We start from the raw sequence: 18,684 nt of genomic DNA, 5'->3' as shown, positions 1-18,684 counted from the left end.
TTGGTTTGAAACAACGAATTATTACGGCGTTGATTTTAGCTCCCCTAGTTATTCTAGGTATTTTCGAGTTATCACTTCCTACGTTTATTCTTTCACTAGCAGTAATCTCGCTATTGGGTTTTTGGGAGTGGACTCAGTTTGTTGAAAGCAAATCACGTTATTTAGCGTTGATTCCAACAGTTGTGGTAAGTGCTGCAAGTTTTGCTTTTATACCTTTTGATGCATTTAGCCTTAATAACTTATCGGGTGCTCACTACGCCATTCTAACGATTGGTTCAATTTGGTGGGTAATCGCGAGTGGTATGGCAGTGACTTATCCTAAGTCTATGCCAGCATGGAAAGACTCATCAATTCTTCGTCACGCATTTGGCGTGCTGACTTTGCTACCATTCTTCTGGAGTGTGGTTATCTTACGTGCGAACGGTATCGATGTTGATCCTTACCACGGCGCAAAATTGGTAATGTTCGTTTGCTTGATCGTGTGGGCTGCCGACAGTGGTGCTTACTTTTCAGGAAAGAGCTTTGGCAAGCGCAAAATGGCCCCTGCGGTGAGTCCTAATAAAACGATTGAAGGTCTTATTGGTGGCATCATTACAGCAGTGATCGTGGCCTGGATCTTTGCTGACTTGTTTGATATCCAATTCACAAGCCCTCTCCACATGATTGTTATTACTCTTGTGACCGTCGTTATTTCTGTTCTTGGTGATCTTGTTGAAAGCATGTTTAAACGTGTTTCTGGGGTGAAAGACAGCAGTAATCTGATTCCTGGTCATGGTGGTATACTTGATAGAATAGATAGCTTAACGGCTGCGTTCCCTGTCTTTGCTCTGCTTTATTTAGCATTCTAATAAAAAAGGGCAGTGATTCTGCCCTTTATTACATTTCTACGGTCATATGTGATGCGAAATCTAACTATCCTTGGCGCTACCGGCTCAATTGGTGCAAGTACACTAAAAGTCGTTGAACAAAACCCAGAACTCTATTCGGTTGTAGCAATGGCTGCAGGCTCGAATGTTGAAAAGATGCTGGCGTTAGTTGAAAAGTGGCAACCAAGCTATGTTGCTATGGCTTGCCCTGATGCAGCATCTAAGCTGACTGAAGTGTTGTCTACAAATCACCCAAACATCAAAGTTCTTTCTGGTTCTGAAGGCATGTGTCAGGTCGCTTCTCTAGATGAAGTGGACACGGTAATGGCTGCTATTGTGGGTGCGGCAGGTTTGCTTCCTACGATGTCTGCAGTTAAAGCGGGCAAGCGTATCTTATTGGCTAATAAAGAAGCCTTAGTGATGTCAGGGCAGTTATTTATCGACGCCGTAGAGAAGTACGGCGCTGAACTACTTCCTGTTGATAGTGAACACAATGCTATCTTTCAATGCTTGCCTCAAAACGTACAAACTAACCTAGGCCGTTGTGATTTAGAAGAGAACGGTATCAACCATATTCTTTTGACTGGTTCGGGTGGTCCTTTCCGTTATACGGACGTTGCAGAGCTAGAGTCGGTAACACCAGAACGAGCTATCGCACACCCAAACTGGTCAATGGGCCCTAAGATCTCTGTCGATTCAGCAACTATGATGAATAAAGGCTTAGAGTACATTGAGGCGAAATGGCTATTTAATGCCTCTCAAGAGCAACTCAAAGTTATTATCCACCCTCAGTCTGTGATTCATTCTATGGTTCAGTACAAGGATGGCTCGGTGCTCGCTCAAATGGGCGAACCCGATATGGCAACGCCAATCGCTTTGACGATGTCTTATCCTGAACGCACAGAAGCGGGTGTTAAGCCTCTGGATTTCACCAAAGTGGGCGAGCTTACCTTCTTAGAGCCCGATTTAACTCGTTACCCATGTTTGAGATTAGCCATTGAGGCGTGCTATTTGGGTCAGCATGCAACAACAGCGATTAATGCGGCAAACGAAATTGCAGTCGATGCTTTCTTGAACAATCAAGTGAAGTTTACCGATATTGCTATCATTAACGAGTATGTTATGAACAAAGTATGTGAACAACATAACTCTGAGGGCTTAGATAGCTTGGAAAGCCTTCTTGAGCTCGATAATATGTCTCGTCAAATAGCCATTCAATTTATAAAAGAGCAGCTAGCATGAGTGGAATTCTGTGGAACTTCGCATCCTTTATTGTAGCGCTTGGTATTCTGGTCGCTGTTCATGAATTTGGACACTTCTGGGTTGCTCGTCGCTGCGGTGTGAAAGTAGAAAAATTCTCGATTGGTTTTGGTAAATCGATCTGGAGTAAAGTTGGCCGCGATGGCACAGAGTACAGCTTGTCTGTCATTCCATTGGGCGGCTACGTTAAGATGCTTGATGGTCGTGTTGATGATCTTTCTGAAGACGAACAGCAATACGCTTTTGATAAGAAACCGTTGTGGAAACGAACGGCGATTGTGGGTGCAGGTCCAGCATTCAACTTTATATTTGCCGTGTTCGCATATTGGCTGGTTTTTTTGATTGGTGTTCCAGCGGTTAAGCCTGTGATTGGAGAGGTAACACCTCAATCTATCGTGGCACAAGCCGGAATTGAAAGTGGAATGGAACTTAAATCTATTTCAGGAATCAAAACCGCAGATTGGGAATCAGTAAACTTGGGTTTGATATCACATATTGGTGATGAGTCCATGACTGTAACGGTTTCTTCTCAAGACGACATCGGCTTTGAACAACAGATAACATTGGATATTTCAGACTGGTCGTTCAACCCAGAAACTGAGTCAGCAATGACAACGCTTGGTTTTAGACCGTATTCTCCAGAGATATCGACAGTGCTCGCTCAAGTTATTGATGACGGTGCTGCCTATTCTGCAGGGCTAGAATCTGGCGACAAAATTGTCGAAATTAATGGTCAGCCTATTGAACAGTGGAAGTCGGTTGTTGAATTAATCCGTTCACACCCAATGATGCCCTTGGACCTTGTCGTATTACGAAATGGTGTTGAGCGGTCATTGGTTATGTCGCCGAATAGTCGCGAATTTTCTGATGGTTCTACAATCGGCTATGCGGGTATTGCTCCCGAAGTCGCAGAATGGCCAGAAGATTATCGCTTTGAGTTACAATTTGGTGTAATTGAGTCTGTAGGAAAAGCATTTGATAAAACAGGTCAGATCATTGGTTTGACACTGACAATGCTTAAGAAGCTAATCGTTGGTGATGTTGGCTTAAATAACTTGAGTGGCCCAATTTCAATTGCTAAAGGCGCAGGGGCAACCGCCGATTACGGTTTGGTTTACTTCTTAGGTTTTTTAGCTCTGATCAGTGTTAACTTGGGTATTATTAATTTGGTTCCGCTGCCTATGCTTGATGGCGGACATTTGCTCTTTTTCGCTATTGAGGCCGTTACTCGTAAACCTGTACCTGAAAAAGTTCAAGAAATGGGATACAGAGTGGGAGGCGCAATCCTCTTCTCTTTGATGGCTCTGGCAATATTTAATGATTTTACTCGTCTGTGAATGGTTTCTCACAGGCATTGGTAGTAGCAAGGAATAATTAGAATAAGTATGGCGATTAAGCAAATTCTGTTCGCAAGTCTATTGGCCACTAGTGTGGCTGCGAACGGAGCACAAAACTTTGTAGTTCAAGATATCAAGATCGAAGGTTTACAGCGTGTTGCACTTGGTGCAGCTCTACTGAAAATGCCAGTACGTATTGGCGATGAAGTGGATGACGGCGATGTATCTGAGATCATTCGTGCACTGTATGCTTCAGGCAACTTTGAGGACGTTAAAGTCCTTCGCGATGATGATGTTTTAGTTGTTCAAGTCAAAGAACGACCGACCATCGCAAGCATCTCATTCTCAGGTAACAAGGCGATCAAAGAAGAACAACTTCAGCAGAACCTAGACGCATCTGGTGTTCGTGAAGGTGAAGCCCTTGACCGTACTACACTGAGTAACATTGAGAAGGGCCTTGAAGATTTTTACTACAGTGTTGGTAAATACAACGCGACAGTGAAAGCCGTAGTGACGCCTCTGCCTCGTAACCGTTCTGACCTTAAGTTTGTGTTTACTGAGGGCGTGTCCGCTAAGATTCAGCAAATTAACTTTATCGGTAACGAAGTTTTCTCTGACGCAGATCTACTTAGTCGTTTCAACTTGAACGTTGATGTTGCATGGTGGAATTTCCTTGCGGATGAAAAATACCAGAAGCAAGTACTGGCTGGTGATATCGAAGCGTTGAAATCTTACTACCTTGACCGTGGTTACCTTAAGTTTAAGGTAGATTCGACTCAGGTTGCGATCTCTCCTGATAAGAAAGGTGTTTACATCACGCTAGGCCTAGACGAAGGCGAAGCTTATACCGTTAAAGATGTCTCTTTCCGTGGTGAGCTTATCGGCCGCGAGGCTGACTTCGAAGCGTTAGTGCCATTCGAAGATGGCGATACATATAACGGCTCTTCCGTAACGTCTTTAGAAGAGAGCGTGAAACGAATTCTAGGCGAATCTGGCTATGCGTACCCACAAGTTCGTACGATTCCTGAATTTGACGATGAGACCAAAGAAGTGTCGTTGGTTATCAATGTAGAAGCGGGCAGCCGTATCTACGTTCGTGATATTCGATTCACGGGTAACAACTCAACGAAAGATGAAGTACTGCGTCGTGAAATGCGTCAAATGGAAGGCAGTTGGCTGAACTCCAAGTCGATTGATACAGGTAAGAGCCGCCTTAACCGTTTAGGCTTTTTTGAAACGGTTGATGTGCAAACGGTACGTGTTCCTGGCAGTGAAGACCAAGTGGATCTGGTTTACAACGTTAAGGAAGCGAACTCGGGTAGCGTCAACTTCGGTGTTGGCTACGGTACTGAATCGGGTGTCAGCTTCCAGGTTGGTTTACAGCAAGATAACTTTGCCGGTTCTGGTAACCGTGTTGGCGTAAGCGCCATGATGAACGATTACCAAAAGAATGTTAGCTTAGACTACCGCGACCCATACTGGAACCTTGATGGCGTGAGTATGGGCGGCAAAATCTTCTACAACGAATTTGAAGCCTCTGAAGCGGGTATCGTCGATTATACCAACCAAAGTTATGGTACGAGCTTAACATGGGGTTTCCCTATGGATGAGCTGAACCGTCTCGAGTTTGGTTTTGGTTATACGCACAACAAGATCGGTAACGTTCCTACCTATATTCAAGTTGAACAGTTTGCGAGAAGTATTGACCAATACGGTGATGAGCATATCTTAACCGATGACTTCGATATCAATATCTCTTGGACGCGCAACAACCTTAACCGTGGCTTCTTCCCTACTGAAGGTAACCACCAACGTGCTTTCGCGAAAATGACAGTACCTGGTTCGGATGCGAAATACTTCAAAGCGCAATACGATGTAAAACATTACATTCCGTTGACTAAAAAGCACGAGTTCACACTATTGATGCGTGGTCGATTAGGCTATGGTAACGGTTATGGTCAAACGGATGGTAATGATAACTTGTTCCCATTCTACGAAAACTACTACGCGGGTGGTTTTACAACACTACGTGGTTTTGGTTCTAACTCAGCTGGTCCAAAAGCTGTTTACGGAAATAGTACGGGCAATAACCCGACGTACAATTCTGCAACCGATGATTCGGTTGGTGGTAATGCGGTTGCTTTGGCTAGCGTAGAGTTAATCGTACCAACACCGTTTGCTTCTGATGAAGCGCGCAGTCAGATTCGAACTAGCGTGTTCTTCGATATGGCAAGTGTATGGGATACCGAATTCGTAGACCGTGGCGCACCGAATAGCGGTCAACAGTACTACTACGATTACTCTGACCCAACAAATTACCGTTCATCTTATGGTGCCGCTCTTCAGTGGATGTCACCGATGGGACCATTGGTTTTCTCTCTAGCGAAACCAATCAAAATCTACGAAGGTGATGACGAAGAATTCTTCACATTCACCATTGGTAGAACTTTCTAATCTTTAAAGGACAATATTGTGAAAAATATGATTAAAGCAGCAGGTTTAGGCCTTGTAGTTCTTAGCTCTTCTTTCTTTGCAACAGCGGCTGAAGCTGCGCAAAAAGTGGGCTATGTAAATACTGCACAAGTATTCCAGGCTCTACCTCAGCGTGAAGTTGTTCTTCAAAAAATGCAGGAAGAGTTCAAAGATAAAGCTGCTGAGCTTCAAAGTATCCAAGCGGAAGCTAAAACTAAGATTGAAAAGCTTAAGCGTGATGGTGAGCTATTAGGGCCTGATGAAGTAGAGAAACTTCGTATTGAAGTCGGCCAACTAGACAGCAAATACAAAATCAAAGCTCAAGCACTAGAAAAAGCAAGCCAACGTCGTGAAGCACAAGAGAAGCAGAAGCTATTCAAAGTCATTCAAGATGCTGTAACTAAAGTTGCAGAGAAAGAAGGCTACGACATGATCGTTGATATTCAAGCTCTGCAGTACGGCAAGCCAGAATACAACATCTCTGAAAAAGTAATTAAATCACTGAAATAAGTTTTATGAAGAATCTGACCTTAGCCGAATTGGCAACGATTACCGGTGGAGAGCTACACGGAGACGGCACAGTTACCGTTTCAGCAGTCGCTCCTATGGATAAAGCGCAAGAAGGAAATATTACGTTCCTTTCGAACGTGAAGTACAGCAAGCACCTTGGTGACTGTAAAGCATCCGCTATTATGGTTAAAGAGAGCGAGCGTGAACTGTGTAAAACCAACGTTATTGTGGTCAGCGACCCTTATGTTGCTTTTGCTAAGGTTGCTCAAGCGCTTGATACCACGCCAGCGCCAGCTGCGGGTATTGCTGATTCTGCTTCAATTTCAGGCGACGCGACCATTGGACAAAATGTGTCTATTGGTGCCAATGCTGTGATTGAAACTGGCGTAGTGCTTGGTGATGACGTCGTTATCGGTGCTGGTTGCTTTATTGGTCAAAATGCAAAAATTGGCGCAGGTACTAAGCTTTGGGCTAACGTAAGTGTTTACCATGAAGTGGTGATTGGCGAAGCATGTTTGATTCAATCTAGTACAGTGATTGGATCCGATGGTTTTGGTTATGCGAATGAGAAAGGCGAGTGGGTTAAGATCCCGCAAGTCGGTTCAGTTCGTGTTGGTAACCGCGTAGAAATCGGCGCGTGTACTACCGTTGACCGTGGCGCATTAGATGACACTATTATTGAAGATAACGTTATCTTAGATAACCAACTTCAGATAGCTCATAATGTTCACATCGGATATGGTTCTGCTATTGCAGGTGGTACTATCATCGCCGGCAGCACAACGATAGGTAAGTACTGTATTATTGGTGGCGGTTGTGTGATTAATGGTCATATAGAAATCGTTGACGGCGTTACAATCACCGGTATGGGGATGGTAATGCGCAGTATCACCGAAAAAGGCATGTACTCTTCAGGTATTCCTTTGCAGCCAAATAAAGATTGGCGTAAAACAGCAACGCGAGTTCATCGTATTGATGAAATGAACAAGCGTTTGAAAACCGTTGAAAAACTTATCGAGAACAGCGCGGAATCATAATTCCAGCATTTCTAATAAAAGGCTCGCGTACAGCGAGTCTTTTTCGTTTATAATCCTTCTCATTAAATAAAGAATATACATAGGAATACGACTTTGACTACTGAACAGACAACGATGAACATTACTGAAATTCAGGAACTATTACCTCATCGCTACCCATTCTTAATGGTTGATCGTGTGACTAGCTTTGAAAAAGAAAAAACACTGACTGCGATTAAGAATGTTTCTGTTAACGAACCTCAGTTCACAGGCCACTTCCCACAACTTCCTGTATTCCCAGGTGTGTTGATCTTAGAAGCAATGGCGCAAGCAACAGGTCTTCTAGCATTTAAATCTTTTGGTGCTCCTTCTGGTAATGAGCTTTACTACTTTGCTAGCGTAGATAAAGCGAAGTTCCGCAAGCCAGTAGTGCCTGGTGACCAATTGGTTATCGAAGTTGAGTTCTTAAAAGAACGTCGTGGCATTGCATCGTTCAACGGTGTAGCGAAAGTTGACGGCGTAGTTGTATGTTCAGCTGAACTTAAATGTGCTCGTAGAGAGTTTTAATATGATTCATGAAACAGCGAAAATTCACCCGGCAGCAGTAATCGAAGGTGATGTAACTATCGGTGCTAACGTGACGGTTGGTCCTTTCACTTACATTGCTGGTAACGTGACAATTGGTGACGACACTGAAGTGATGTCGCATGTTGTGATCAAAGGTCACACGACAATTGGTAAGCAAAACCGAATCTTCCCACACGCAGTGATTGGAGAAGAAAACCAAGATAAGAAATACGGTGGTGAAGATACGACTGTTGTGATCGGTGACCGTAATGTGATTCGTGAAGCAGTTCAGATCCACCGTGGTACAACTCAAGACAAAGCGACCACTGTGATTGGCGATGACAACTTACTTTGTGTAAATGCTCACGTAGCGCATGATGTAATCGTTGGAAACCACACTCACATTGGTAACAACGCTATCCTTGGCGGTCACGTGACGGTTGGCGATTACGCTGGTGTAATGGCATTGTCTGCGATTCACCCGTTCTGTTCAATTGGCGCTTATGCGTACATTGGCGGCTGTTCTGCGGTTGTTCAAGATGTACTGCCGTACGTGCTTGCACAGGGTAATCATGCCGCTCCATTCGGCCTTAACCTAGTGGGCTTGAAGCGTAACGGATTTGAAAAACCAGAAATTCGAGCATTACAGAAAGCGTACAAAGAGTTATACCGTTCAGGAAAAACACTTGAAGAAGCGAAAGCCGCTTTAGTTGAAATGGCGAAAGAGTTTGCTTCGGTAACTCCTATGTTAGAAATGCTAGAGAGCTCTGAGCGCGGTATTATTCGTTAATACTTGATGTGGTTATGTACCAATCAATATGAGTATGACAATAGTTACCTCGTTAGATTGGTATAACAAAAAGATCGCTACTCGTTAGGCGATCTTTTTTGTTTTAGGCAAGAAGGGAATTAGAAAACTATGGCACAGCAAGAAGCAGCAACCAATAGCTTGGACTTTGTTTCGAATGAACCTCTGCGCGTAGGTATCGTTGTTGGAGAACTCTCTGGTGACACGCTTGGCGAAGGCTTTATTAAAGCGATCAAATCACAATATCCGAATGCTGAATTCGTGGGTATTGGCGGACCAAAAATGAAGGCGCTTGGTTGTGAGTCTCTTTTCGAAATGGAAGAGCTTGCCGTGATGGGGCTTGTAGAAGTGCTTGGTCGTTTACCTCGCTTGCTAAAAGTGAAAGCGGATCTAGTTAAGTACTTTACTCAAAACCCGCCAGATGTCTTCGTCGGTATTGATGCGCCAGACTTTAATCTAAGACTTGAATTAGATCTTAAGAACGCGGGCATTAAGACTGTTCATTATGTCAGCCCTTCAGTCTGGGCATGGCGTCCAAAGCGTATCTTTAAAATCGACAAAGCAACCGATTTGGTACTTGCTTTCTTACCATTCGAAAAAGCGTTTTATGATAAATATAACGTTGCTTGTGAATTCGTTGGCCACACGCTGGCTGATACCATTCCACTGGAGCCGAATAAGAAAGAGGCTCGCGATCTTTTAGGTTTAGCTCAAGATAAGCCGTGGTTAGCGGTATTGCCGGGTAGCCGTGGTGGTGAAATGAGTTTGATTGCTCAACCATTTATCGAAACTTGTCAGCGCATTAAGCAAAAGTACCCTGATATCAATTTTGTTGTTGCATTGGTTAATGAACAGCGCAAGAAACAGTTTACAGAGATCTGGCAATCGACGGCACCTGAACTTGAATTTACCTTAGTAGAAGATACGGCTACCAATGTGATTACTGCTGCTGATTCTGTTTTGTTAGCTTCTGGTACTGTTGCTCTTGAGTGTATGTTGCTGAAACGCCCGATGGTCGTTGGCTACAAGGTCAACAAGCTCACTGGCTATATCGTTAAGAAATTGTCGATCACAGAATTTGTCTCGTTACCGAATATCCTAGCGGGTGAAGAAATCGTAAAAGAACACATTCTTGAAGAGTGTCACCCAGATTACCTTTTCCCATCGGTCGATAAGATGCTTTCAACCGACAACGCGCCACTTATTGAACGCTTTACTGAAATGCATCACTGGATTCGTAAAGATGCTGACAAACAGGCGGCTAACGCAGTTCTGAAATTGATCGGTCGAGAGTGTGTTGAATCATAAAGTGCTTCTTTCAAAAGCATTTGCTTAAAAGTTACAAAGAGAATTGTCATGGCAGTAAAAGAGAAAAAAGAATTTCCTCCTTTTGAGTATCCTCAAGGCTACCAGTTATTCGCTGGTGTTGATGAAGTGGGGCGTGGGCCGTTAGTTGGTGATGTAGTTACCGCCGCGGTTATCCTCGATCCGAATAACCCAATCGAAGGCTTGAACGATTCAAAAAAACTGTCTGAGAAAAAGCGCCTTGCCCTGCTTCCTGAAATTAAAGAGAAAGCCTTGGCATGGTCTGTGGGTCGTTGTTCCCCACAAGAAATTGATGAGTTGAATATCTTACAAGCGACTATGGTAGCTATGCAGCGTGCTATTGCCGGGCTGAGTGTTCAACCTGATATGGCGCTAATAGATGGAAACCGAGTCCCTGAGCTACCGATGGCCGGTCTGGCTATTGTGAAAGGGGATTTACGGGTGGCTGAAATCAGCGCAGCGTCTATCATCGCTAAAGTGGTTCGTGACCAAGAGATGGAAGAACTTGATAAGCTTCATCCAGAGTTTGGTTTTGCTAAACATAAAGGTTACCCGACAAAAGCGCATTTTGAAGCGATTGAAAAACATGGCGTAACCGAGCATTACCGTAAAAGCTTTAAGCCAGTAAAACGTATTCTTGGCATAGATTAGAGCTTTACGTAAACTAGAGCTTAGCATCGAATAAAGTTGCTTAGTGGCGCTAGAAAAAAATAGAATACACACAGTTGTAATCCTAGGCTCAAACCTAGAACTCAGGAAAAATAATGTCAGATCCAAAATTTGTTCACCTACGCGTACACAGTGACTTTTCGATGGTGGATGGCCTATCCAAGGTGCCACCATTAGTTAAAAAAGTCGCTGAAATGGGTATGCCTGCTCTAGCATTGACCGACTTTACCAACCTGTGCGGTTTGGTGAAATTCTACGGTACTGCTCATGGGTGTGGGGTTAAACCAATTATTGGTTCTGACTTCTTGATGCAGTCTCCTGATTTTGGCGATGAATTGACAAAACTCACCGTTATTGCAACGAGTAATAAAGGCTACAACAACCTAACGTTATTAATATCAAAAGCTTACCTTCGTGGCCATGTGCAGCATCAGCCTGTTATTGATAAAGAGTGGCTGATTGAACATGCGGAAGGCCTGATTCTTTTATCGGGTGCAAAAGAAGGTGAGATTGGTAAAGCGTTGCTGAAAGGCAATAGAGAGTTGGTTGCAAGCAGCGTTGAGTTTTACAAAACACATTTCGCAGACCGTTTTTATCTGGAGCTCATTCGAACTGGACGTACGGACGAAGAGTCTTATCTGCACTTTGCGCTGGAATTAGCCGAGCAAGAAGACCTGCCTGTTGTCGCGACTAATGAAGTGGTCTTCATTTCCGAAGACTTGTTTGACGCTCATGAAATCCGTGTGGCGATTCACGACGGCTTTACCATGGTTGATCCACGTCGACCGAAAAACTACAGTCCACAACAGTACCTCCGTAGCGAAGAAGAGATGTGTGAGTTGTTCTCAGATATCCCTGAAGCATTAGAGAACAGCGTTGAGATCGCCAAGCGTTGTAACGTGACTGTACGTTTAGGGGAGTACTTCCTACCTAACTTCCCAACGGAAGGTTTAGCGATTGAAGACTTCCTGATCAAAAAATCAGAAGAAGGTCTTGAGCGACGTTTAGCATTCCTGTTTCCTGATGAAAAAGTCAGAGCTGAACGCAGGCCTGAATACGATGAGCGACTTAAAATCGAGCTAGAAGTAGTTAATAACATGGGTTTCCCAGGTTACTTCTTGATCGTAATGGAGTTCATCCAGTGGTCAAAAGATAATGATGTACCAGTAGGCCCAGGTCGTGGTTCTGGTGCCGGGTCTTTGGTGGCTTACGCGCTTGATATCACGGATCTTGATCCACTTGAATATGACTTGCTGTTCGAACGTTTCTTGAACCCAGAACGTGTATCCATGCCCGATTTCGATATCGACTTCTGTATGGATAAGCGTGACCAAGTTATTGATCACGTGGCTGAAATGTACGGCCGTGATGCCGTTTCTCAGATCATCACCTTCGGTACTATGGCGGCAAAAGCGGTAATCCGTGACGTTGGCCGTGTATTAGGCCACCCATTTGGTTTTGTTGACCGAATTTCTAAGCTGGTTCCGCCTGATCCGGGCATGACGCTAGAGAAAGCATTCCTAGCTGAGCCTGCATTGCCTGAACTCTACGACGGCGATGAAGAAGTTCGTGAGCTGATTGATAAATGTCGAATTCTAGAAGGTTGTACGCGAAACGCAGGTAAACACGCAGGTGGTGTTGTAATCTCACCGACCACGATTACTGATTTTGCACCTATCTATGCCGATGCGGAAGGTAACTTCCCAGTAACGCAATTCGATAAGAATGACGTAGAAACTGCTGGATTGGTTAAGTTTGACTTCTTGGGGCTGCGTACACTGACGATCATTGACTGGGCACTAGGCCTAGTAAACCCTCGCTTAGCGAAAGAGGGGAAAGATCCGGTTCGTATCGAGTCGATTCCTCTGGATGATCAAGCGTCATTTAACCTATTACAAAATTCTGAAACCACCGCGGTATTCCAACTGGAATCGCGTGGTATGAAAGATCTGATCAAGCGTCTGCAACCCGACTGTTTTGAAGATATCATCGCATTGGTGGCCTTGTTCCGTCCGGGCCCTCTGCAATCAGGCATGGTAGATAACTTTATCGACCGTAAACACGGACGAGAGGCAGTATCTTACCCTGATGAAACGTGGCAACACGAATCGTTAAAAGAAACACTAGAACCGACTTACGGCATCATCCTGTATCAAGAACAGGTAATGCAAATCGCACAAATCCTTGCGGGTTATACGCTTGGCGGAGCCGATATGCTACGTCGTGCGATGGGTAAGAAAAAGCCAGAAGAGATGGCAAAGCAGCGCGGTACCTTTAAAGAAGGTGCTGAAGCCAATGGTGTTGATGGCGAACTGTCCATGAAGATCTTTGACTTGGTAGAGAAGTTTGCGGGCTACGGCTTTAACAAATCTCACTCGGCTGCATACGCATTGGTTTCTTATCAAACACTGTGGTTGAAAACACACTACCCTGCGGAATTCATGGCGGCAGTAATGACCGCGGATATGGATAACACCGAGAAGGTTATTGGCCTTGTCGATGAGTGTTTCCGTATGAAGCTCAAGCTCCTTCCACCTGACATCAACTCGGGCCTCTACCGCTTTAATGTGGATGAAGATGGCGCAATTGTTTATGGCATCGGTGCGATTAAAGGGGTAGGTGAAGGCCCAATTGAAGCCATCATCGAAGCGCGTAACAAAGGTGGTTACTTTAAAGACTTATTCGACTTCTGTGCACGTCTTGATCTGAAGAAGGTCAACAAACGTGTTATCGAAAAGTTGATTCTATCCGGAGCCTTAGATAGATTAGGTCCTCACCGAGCGGCGATGATGGCATCTTTGAAAGATGCGGTTAAGGCAGCAAGCCAACATCACCACGCTGAGTCGTTCGGTCAATCGGATATGTTTGGTGTGTTGACCGACGCTCCGGAAGAGGTTGAACACAAGTATACTCAAGTGCCTAAATGGCCTGAAAAGGTTTGGCTAGAAGGTGAACGCGAAACGCTTGGTTTGTATTTAACGGGTCACCCGGTGAATGCTTACATTAAAGAACTTGCGAAATACACCAGCTGTCGCTTGAAAGATGCGACGCCGACTCGTCGTGACCAATCCTTAACGATTGCAGGTTTGGTCATTGCGGCTAGGGTCATGACCACGAAGCGCGGTACTCGAATCGGTTTGATGACTCTTGATGACCGATCGGGTCGGATGGAAGTGATGTTGTTCTCTGATGCGCTCGATCGCTACGCAGAATTGCTCGAAAAAGACAAAATTGTGGTTGTTTCTGGACAGGTCAGCTTTGATGATTTCAATGGTGGGCTTAAAATGTCCGCGCGCGAGGTCATGGACTTAGGAAGCGCCCGTGAGAAATATGCTCGTGGGGTGTCGATATCTATCGAGCAATCCCAAATTAACGGTCAATTTTTTGAACGCTTTGGTCAAATCTTAGAACCTTATAGAGCCGGAACGGTCCCAGTCAATGTATACTACCAACGTGCCGACGCTAGAGCGCGGTTAACATTGGGCACAGAATGGCGTGTGACGCCAAGTGATACATTACTAGACGAATTAAAACAGCTACTTGGAAATAGCCAAGTAGAACTCGAATTTAACTAAAATTTAGCTCCGTAACTGCGGAGCTGAATCAACAAGGATTCATAGATGAGCCTGAACTTTCTAGAATTTGAAAAGCCTATCGCTGAACTTGAAGCAAAAATCGAAGCGCTACGTGACGTTTCGCGTCACGGTGGTGACACAGCGGTAGATCTAGACAAAGAAATTGAACAACTAGAGAAAAAAAGCTTAGAGCTTAAACAGAAAATCTTTAGTGACTTAGGTGCATGGCAGGTAGCTCAACTTGCTCGTCACCCTCAACGTCCGTACACCAAAGATTACCTGGAGCATGCCTTCACAGAGTTTGAAGAGATGGCGGGCGATCGCGCTTACGCTGACGACAAAGCAATTGTGGGTGGTATGGCTCGTCTAAATGGTCGTCCTGTTATGGTTATTGGTCACCAGAAAGGTCGTGAGACTAAAGAGAAAGTGATCCGTAACTTTGGTATGCCAAAGCCAGAAGGTTACCGTAAGGCACTTCGCCTAATGGAAACGGCTGAGCGTTTCAACATGCCAATCATTACTTTCATCGACACAGCGGGTGCATACCCAGGTGTTGGTGCAGAAGAGCGTGGTCAATCTGAAGCTATCGCTAAGAACCTAAAAGTGATGGCCGGCCTTTCAGTTCCGGTTATCTGTAACGTTGTAGGTGAAGGCGGTTCTGGTGGTGCACTAGCGATTGGTGTTGGTGATTACGTGAACATGCTTCAGTACTCTACATACTCAGTAATCTCTCCAGAAGGTTGTGCTTCAATCTTATGGCGTGATTCAGATAAAGCACCACAAGCTGCTGAAGCGATGGGCCTAGTAGCTCCTCGCCTTAAAGAACTTGAGCTTATCGATGAAATCATCCCAGAGCCTCTAGGTGGCGCGCACCGCGATCCAATACAGACAGCTCAGAACATGAAAGACATGTTAGTTAAGCAGTTAGAAGAGCTAGAGCAATTTGATAACGAAGCACTTCTAGAGCGTCGTTACCAGCGTCTAATGAGCTACGGTTACTGCTGATAAGCGACCTTAGCAAGGTATAAGATCTGCTTTCCGTAACAAGTTGATGAAAGGGTTGGACTCAGTGCCAACCCTTTTTTATTATTAAAACATTCTCCTTTCTCATTAGTACACACGGCTCACTTAACCCCATGACTCACTTAATCGAAACTTTTACCTCTGCATTTCAACAAAGCGATCTAAAACCTCGTCGGTTAGTCGTTGCTTTCAGTGGTGGTGTCGATTCGCGAGTGTTATTGGAATTGGCTGCGCAATACGCTAAGTCCCATCACATTGAGTGCTGTGCGGTGCACGTTCATCACGGTCTCAGTAAGAATGCTGATCTTTGGGCTGAGCAATGCCAAACATGGTGTGATGCTTTGTCGGTTTCGTTAGCAGTAGAAAGGGTCTCGTTGGATATCAACTCTGGTGAGAGCGTTGAAAAGCTTGCTCGAGATGCTCGATACCAAGCTTTTCAGCAGTACATCAGACAGGGCGATGTGCTTGTTACGGGTCAACACATTGACGATCAACTTGAAACCTTCTTGCTGGCGTTAAAACGTGGCAGTGGTCCGAAAGGACTCTCTTCAATGGCGAAAGTGATGTCGTTTGGTGAAGCGTTTATTGTGAGACCTCTGCTGTCAGTGACTCGATCAGACATCGAAGCGTCGGCTCACGACATGGGGTTAACTTGGGTCGAAGATGAGAGTAATCAGGATCTGCGCTTTGATCGAAATTTCATTCGTCATCAAGTCACTCCGACGCTGACAGAGCGCTGGCCTAGCTTTCGAGAATCGGTCTGTCGCAGTGCTCAATTATGTGCAGAACAAGAGTCGCTACTCGACGAACTGCTTGAGTCTCACTTACAACAAGCTTTGGGAGGCTGTAACAGTAAGAGCCAGAGCTTAAGCATTGATTCGTTATCTCAGCATTCTGATTTGTTACGAGCACGTTTGATCAGAATGTGGATCAGCCATTGTAATCAACCTATGCCAAGCCAAAAGCAGCTAAAACTTATTTGGGATGAAGTGGCTTGTGCTCAGGCAGATGCCAATCCTAAGCTGGTGTTGAATGATGTTGAGATTAGGCGCTTTAACAATCAGCTCTATTTGGTACAAGACACCAAAGATTTGTCGAACTGGGAAAGTGAAATCTTGATTGATGAGAATTTATTATTGCCTGATGGTTTAGGTGAGATCCATTTGAAAGCGGTGTCGAGTGGTAGTGCATCTCATAACCGAGACGTACAACGTTTTTCCCTTACTAAAGCCAACGGAACCTTGCGAGTGATCTTTAACCCTGAAGGAGTGTCAGCTCACCCAGTTGGACGCGGCCACAGTAGAAAACTCAAGAAGCTTTTTCAGGAATACCAAGTACCCAGCTGGTTAAGACGTCGAACGCCGATATTAATGGATGGCGATCGAGTGATCGCTGTTTTAGGCTTATTCGTAGATAAAAACTACGAAGGTCAAGATTGTGAAGCGCTTTGGAGCAAGTAGAAAAAGTTTGTGTCACAATTCACCGTCACTTTAATAAAAATAATTAATGGAATATGCAATGAAGAAAATTACACTAGGATTAGTTCTTGGATTTGGACTATTGAGTGGTAACGCTCTGGCGGGTGATGTTGCTGCGGGTCAAGCTAAAGCGGCAATCTGTGCGGCTTGTCATGGCGCAGACGGTATCGCAATGATCCCAGGATATCCAAACCTGAAAGGCCAAAACGAGCAATACATCGCTTCATCAATTAAGGCATATAAGAGCGGCCAGCGCACCGGCGGTTTGGCGGCTGTAATGCAGGCTCAGGCTTCAATGCTGAGTGATGAAGATATTGCTAATCTAGCTGCTTACTACTCAAGCCTTAAGTAAAACCTTCTTAAAGCGCTGATTAAACAAGATGATAAATTTCGAGCCAGAGCTTTAATGCTCTGGCTTTTTTCATTGAATGTTTACTATAGCTAACCGATAATGAGCTATTCGCACAGTTTAAGGGATGAACATGAAAAAGATTGAAGCCATTATCAAGCCATTCAAACTTGATGATGTACGTGAAGCACTTGCAGAAGTGGGTATTACGGGTATGACAGTATCTGAAGTTAAAGGCTTTGGACGTCAAAAAGGTCATACTGAGCTATACCGTGGCGCAGAGTACATGGTCGATTTTTTACCTAAAGTGAAATTGGAAATTGTTGTGACCGACGAAGTGGCTGACCAATGTGTTGATACCATTATCGAAACGGCTCAAACAGGTAAAATTGGTGACGGTAAGATCTTCATTACTGAAGTTGAACGTGTGGTACGTATTCGTACTGGCGAAGAAGACGAAGACGCCGTATAAAAAAACTATTACCTTAAAAGGAGCGTTTATCGCTCCTTTTTCATTTCTGGTAGGGTGCTGTATGTTTAAGAAAACCATCATTGTTATCACGTTATTGATAACGCTTGCTGTTGTTAGCTTTCATATTATCTTCGTGATCCCGAATAAACCCAATTTGATCACTTCTTCTCAAAATACTAGCAACGATATCTACAGCTGCTACCAAAACTCAGCCCCGAAAGCGATTGATGTGTCTGATGGCCTAGACATTACCGTGTGGAATATCTATAAGCAAAACCGAAATAATTGGCAAAGTGAGTTAAATCAGCTGTCAGCCGGTAGCGATTTAGTTTTGCTGCAAGAAGCGAGTATGACAGAAGGGCTTCGCCAATGGGTAACGAGTGGTCAATGGGGAAGTACTCGAGTGAATGCATTTGAAGCCTTTGAGAAAAGTGCAGGCGTACTCAGCCTAGCGACGCATCTACCGATTGAAGCTTGTGCTTATACTCATGAAGAACCTTGGCTTCAATTACCTAAATCTGCACTTTGGTCTCGCTATCTGCTAAGTAATGGCGAAGAGCTGGCTGTGATTAATATCCATGCGGTGAACTTTACCTTTGGTACGGAAGATTACGAGGCTCAGCTCAAGAGCTTAACCGACAATCTGCAACAGTATCGTGGGCCTGTTATTTTTGCTGGGGATTTTAACAGTTGGAGTGAAGCTCGCTTTGCTGTATTGAAAGATGCGTTGGAACAGGTAGGTTTGACGGAAGTTGCTTTTGAACCAGATAACCGTACACAGTTTATGACAGGGTTGGTGCTCGATCATGTGTTTTATCGAGGGTTAGAAGTAGACAAAGCAAAAGCGCCCATTACGGACGCCTCTGATCATAACCCTATGCGAGTGACCTTTAAGGCTAAATAGTAAGAAGCTATTAGCTTATTAGTCATTGGATCTTAGCTATTCACCATTCACA

The 18,684-nt window shown here is 44.5% G+C and carries 16 protein-coding genes; all 16 read left to right on the top strand.

Features of this window, described 5'->3' with window-relative positions; all coding sequences use genetic code 11:
• Positions 1-5 precede the first annotated feature (5 nt).
• On the top strand, positions 6-848 hold the full coding sequence (locus OCV30_RS11740; RefSeq protein WP_065679076.1) for a phosphatidate cytidylyltransferase: 843 nt from the start codon (positions 6-8) through the stop codon (positions 846-848).
• A gap of 51 nt (positions 849-899) precedes the next feature.
• Positions 900-2,108 (top strand): 1-deoxy-D-xylulose-5-phosphate reductoisomerase, encoded by a 1,209-nt coding sequence (gene ispC / locus OCV30_RS11735; protein WP_065679075.1) that lies wholly within the window; start codon positions 900-902, stop codon positions 2,106-2,108.
• Positions 2,105-3,463, top strand: coding sequence for a sigma E protease regulator RseP (rseP, locus tag OCV30_RS11730; RefSeq protein ID WP_065679074.1), 1,359 nt, complete (start codon positions 2,105-2,107; stop codon positions 3,461-3,463). Before ispC ends, rseP begins: the two co-directional genes overlap by 4 nt.
• Before the next feature lie 48 nt (positions 3,464-3,511).
• Positions 3,512-5,917 carry an outer membrane protein assembly factor BamA gene (gene bamA / locus OCV30_RS11725; protein ID WP_012604598.1) on the top strand — a complete coding sequence of 802 codons (2,406 nt, stop codon included), beginning with the start codon at positions 3,512-3,514 and terminating at the stop codon, positions 5,915-5,917.
• 27 nt (positions 5,918-5,944) lie between these two features.
• On the top strand, positions 5,945-6,445 hold the full coding sequence (locus OCV30_RS11720; protein ID WP_009847410.1) for an OmpH family outer membrane protein: 501 nt from the start codon (positions 5,945-5,947) through the stop codon (positions 6,443-6,445).
• Positions 6,446-6,450: 5 nt separating this feature from the next.
• Positions 6,451-7,482 (top strand): UDP-3-O-(3-hydroxymyristoyl)glucosamine N-acyltransferase, encoded by a 1,032-nt coding sequence (gene lpxD / locus OCV30_RS11715; RefSeq protein WP_065679073.1) that lies wholly within the window; start codon positions 6,451-6,453, stop codon positions 7,480-7,482.
• A gap of 93 nt (positions 7,483-7,575) precedes the next feature.
• On the top strand, positions 7,576-8,028 hold the full coding sequence (fabZ, locus tag OCV30_RS11710) for a 3-hydroxyacyl-ACP dehydratase FabZ (protein ID WP_009847408.1): 453 nt from the start codon (positions 7,576-7,578) through the stop codon (positions 8,026-8,028).
• Between the two features lies 1 nt (position 8,029).
• Positions 8,030-8,818 (top strand): acyl-ACP--UDP-N-acetylglucosamine O-acyltransferase, encoded by a 789-nt coding sequence (gene lpxA, locus OCV30_RS11705; RefSeq protein ID WP_009847407.1) that lies wholly within the window; start codon positions 8,030-8,032, stop codon positions 8,816-8,818.
• A 129-nt stretch (positions 8,819-8,947) separates the two neighbouring features.
• Complete coding sequence (gene lpxB, locus OCV30_RS11700) at positions 8,948-10,144, top strand: lipid-A-disaccharide synthase (protein WP_065679072.1); 1,197 nt, start codon at positions 8,948-8,950, stop codon at positions 10,142-10,144.
• A 48-nt stretch (positions 10,145-10,192) separates the two neighbouring features.
• The gene (gene rnhB / locus OCV30_RS11695) at positions 10,193-10,813 is read left to right on the top strand and encodes a ribonuclease HII (protein ID WP_012604594.1); all 621 of its coding nucleotides are present in this window, start codon (positions 10,193-10,195) and stop codon (positions 10,811-10,813) included.
• A gap of 113 nt (positions 10,814-10,926) precedes the next feature.
• Positions 10,927-14,406, top strand: coding sequence for a DNA polymerase III subunit alpha (gene dnaE / locus OCV30_RS11690; protein ID WP_017096818.1), 3,480 nt, complete (start codon positions 10,927-10,929; stop codon positions 14,404-14,406).
• 45 nt (positions 14,407-14,451) lie between these two features.
• A complete protein-coding gene (accA, locus tag OCV30_RS11685) occupies positions 14,452-15,411 on the top strand; it encodes an acetyl-CoA carboxylase carboxyl transferase subunit alpha (RefSeq protein ID WP_009847403.1) in 960 nt (319 codons plus the stop codon).
• 131 nt (positions 15,412-15,542) lie between these two features.
• On the top strand, positions 15,543-16,889 hold the full coding sequence (gene tilS / locus OCV30_RS11680) for a tRNA lysidine(34) synthetase TilS (protein WP_065679071.1): 1,347 nt from the start codon (positions 15,543-15,545) through the stop codon (positions 16,887-16,889).
• A gap of 58 nt (positions 16,890-16,947) precedes the next feature.
• Positions 16,948-17,259, top strand: a complete 312-nt coding sequence (locus OCV30_RS11675) for a c-type cytochrome (protein WP_065679070.1) — start codon at positions 16,948-16,950, stop codon at positions 17,257-17,259.
• Positions 17,260-17,389: 130 nt separating this feature from the next.
• Positions 17,390-17,728, top strand: coding sequence for a nitrogen regulatory protein P-II (gene glnB / locus OCV30_RS11670; RefSeq protein ID WP_017063373.1), 339 nt, complete (start codon positions 17,390-17,392; stop codon positions 17,726-17,728).
• Between the two features lie 61 nt (positions 17,729-17,789).
• Entirely contained in the window at positions 17,790-18,632 is an 843-nt protein-coding gene (locus OCV30_RS11665; protein WP_065679069.1) for an endonuclease/exonuclease/phosphatase family protein, read from the top strand.
• Positions 18,633-18,684: the final 52 nt, after the last annotated feature.

This window comes from Vibrio atlanticus (assembly GCF_024347315.1).
Classification (GTDB): Bacteria; Pseudomonadota; Gammaproteobacteria; order Enterobacterales; family Vibrionaceae; genus Vibrio; species Vibrio atlanticus.
This window is presented reverse-complemented; position numbering and strand designations above follow the sequence as displayed.

Coding starts and splice junctions, on each gene's coding strand:
- ispC (WP_065679075.1), top strand. CDS start 900: ATGCGAAATCTAACTATCCTTGGCGCTACCGGCTCAATTGGTGCAAGT.
- rseP (WP_065679074.1), top strand. CDS start 2,105: ATGAGTGGAATTCTGTGGAACTTCGCATCCTTTATTGTAGCGCTTGGT.
- bamA (WP_012604598.1), top strand. CDS start 3,512: ATGGCGATTAAGCAAATTCTGTTCGCAAGTCTATTGGCCACTAGTGTG.
- OCV30_RS11720 (WP_009847410.1), top strand. CDS start 5,945: ATGATTAAAGCAGCAGGTTTAGGCCTTGTAGTTCTTAGCTCTTCTTTC.
- lpxD (WP_065679073.1), top strand. CDS start 6,451: ATGAAGAATCTGACCTTAGCCGAATTGGCAACGATTACCGGTGGAGAG.
- lpxA (WP_009847407.1), top strand. CDS start 8,030: ATGATTCATGAAACAGCGAAAATTCACCCGGCAGCAGTAATCGAAGGT.
- lpxB (WP_065679072.1), top strand. CDS start 8,948: ATGGCACAGCAAGAAGCAGCAACCAATAGCTTGGACTTTGTTTCGAAT.
- rnhB (WP_012604594.1), top strand. CDS start 10,193: ATGGCAGTAAAAGAGAAAAAAGAATTTCCTCCTTTTGAGTATCCTCAA.
- dnaE (WP_017096818.1), top strand. CDS start 10,927: ATGTCAGATCCAAAATTTGTTCACCTACGCGTACACAGTGACTTTTCG.
- accA (WP_009847403.1), top strand. CDS start 14,452: ATGAGCCTGAACTTTCTAGAATTTGAAAAGCCTATCGCTGAACTTGAA.
- tilS (WP_065679071.1), top strand. CDS start 15,543: ATGACTCACTTAATCGAAACTTTTACCTCTGCATTTCAACAAAGCGAT.
- OCV30_RS11675 (WP_065679070.1), top strand. CDS start 16,948: ATGAAGAAAATTACACTAGGATTAGTTCTTGGATTTGGACTATTGAGT.
- glnB (WP_017063373.1), top strand. CDS start 17,390: ATGAAAAAGATTGAAGCCATTATCAAGCCATTCAAACTTGATGATGTA.
- OCV30_RS11665 (WP_065679069.1), top strand. CDS start 17,790: ATGTTTAAGAAAACCATCATTGTTATCACGTTATTGATAACGCTTGCT.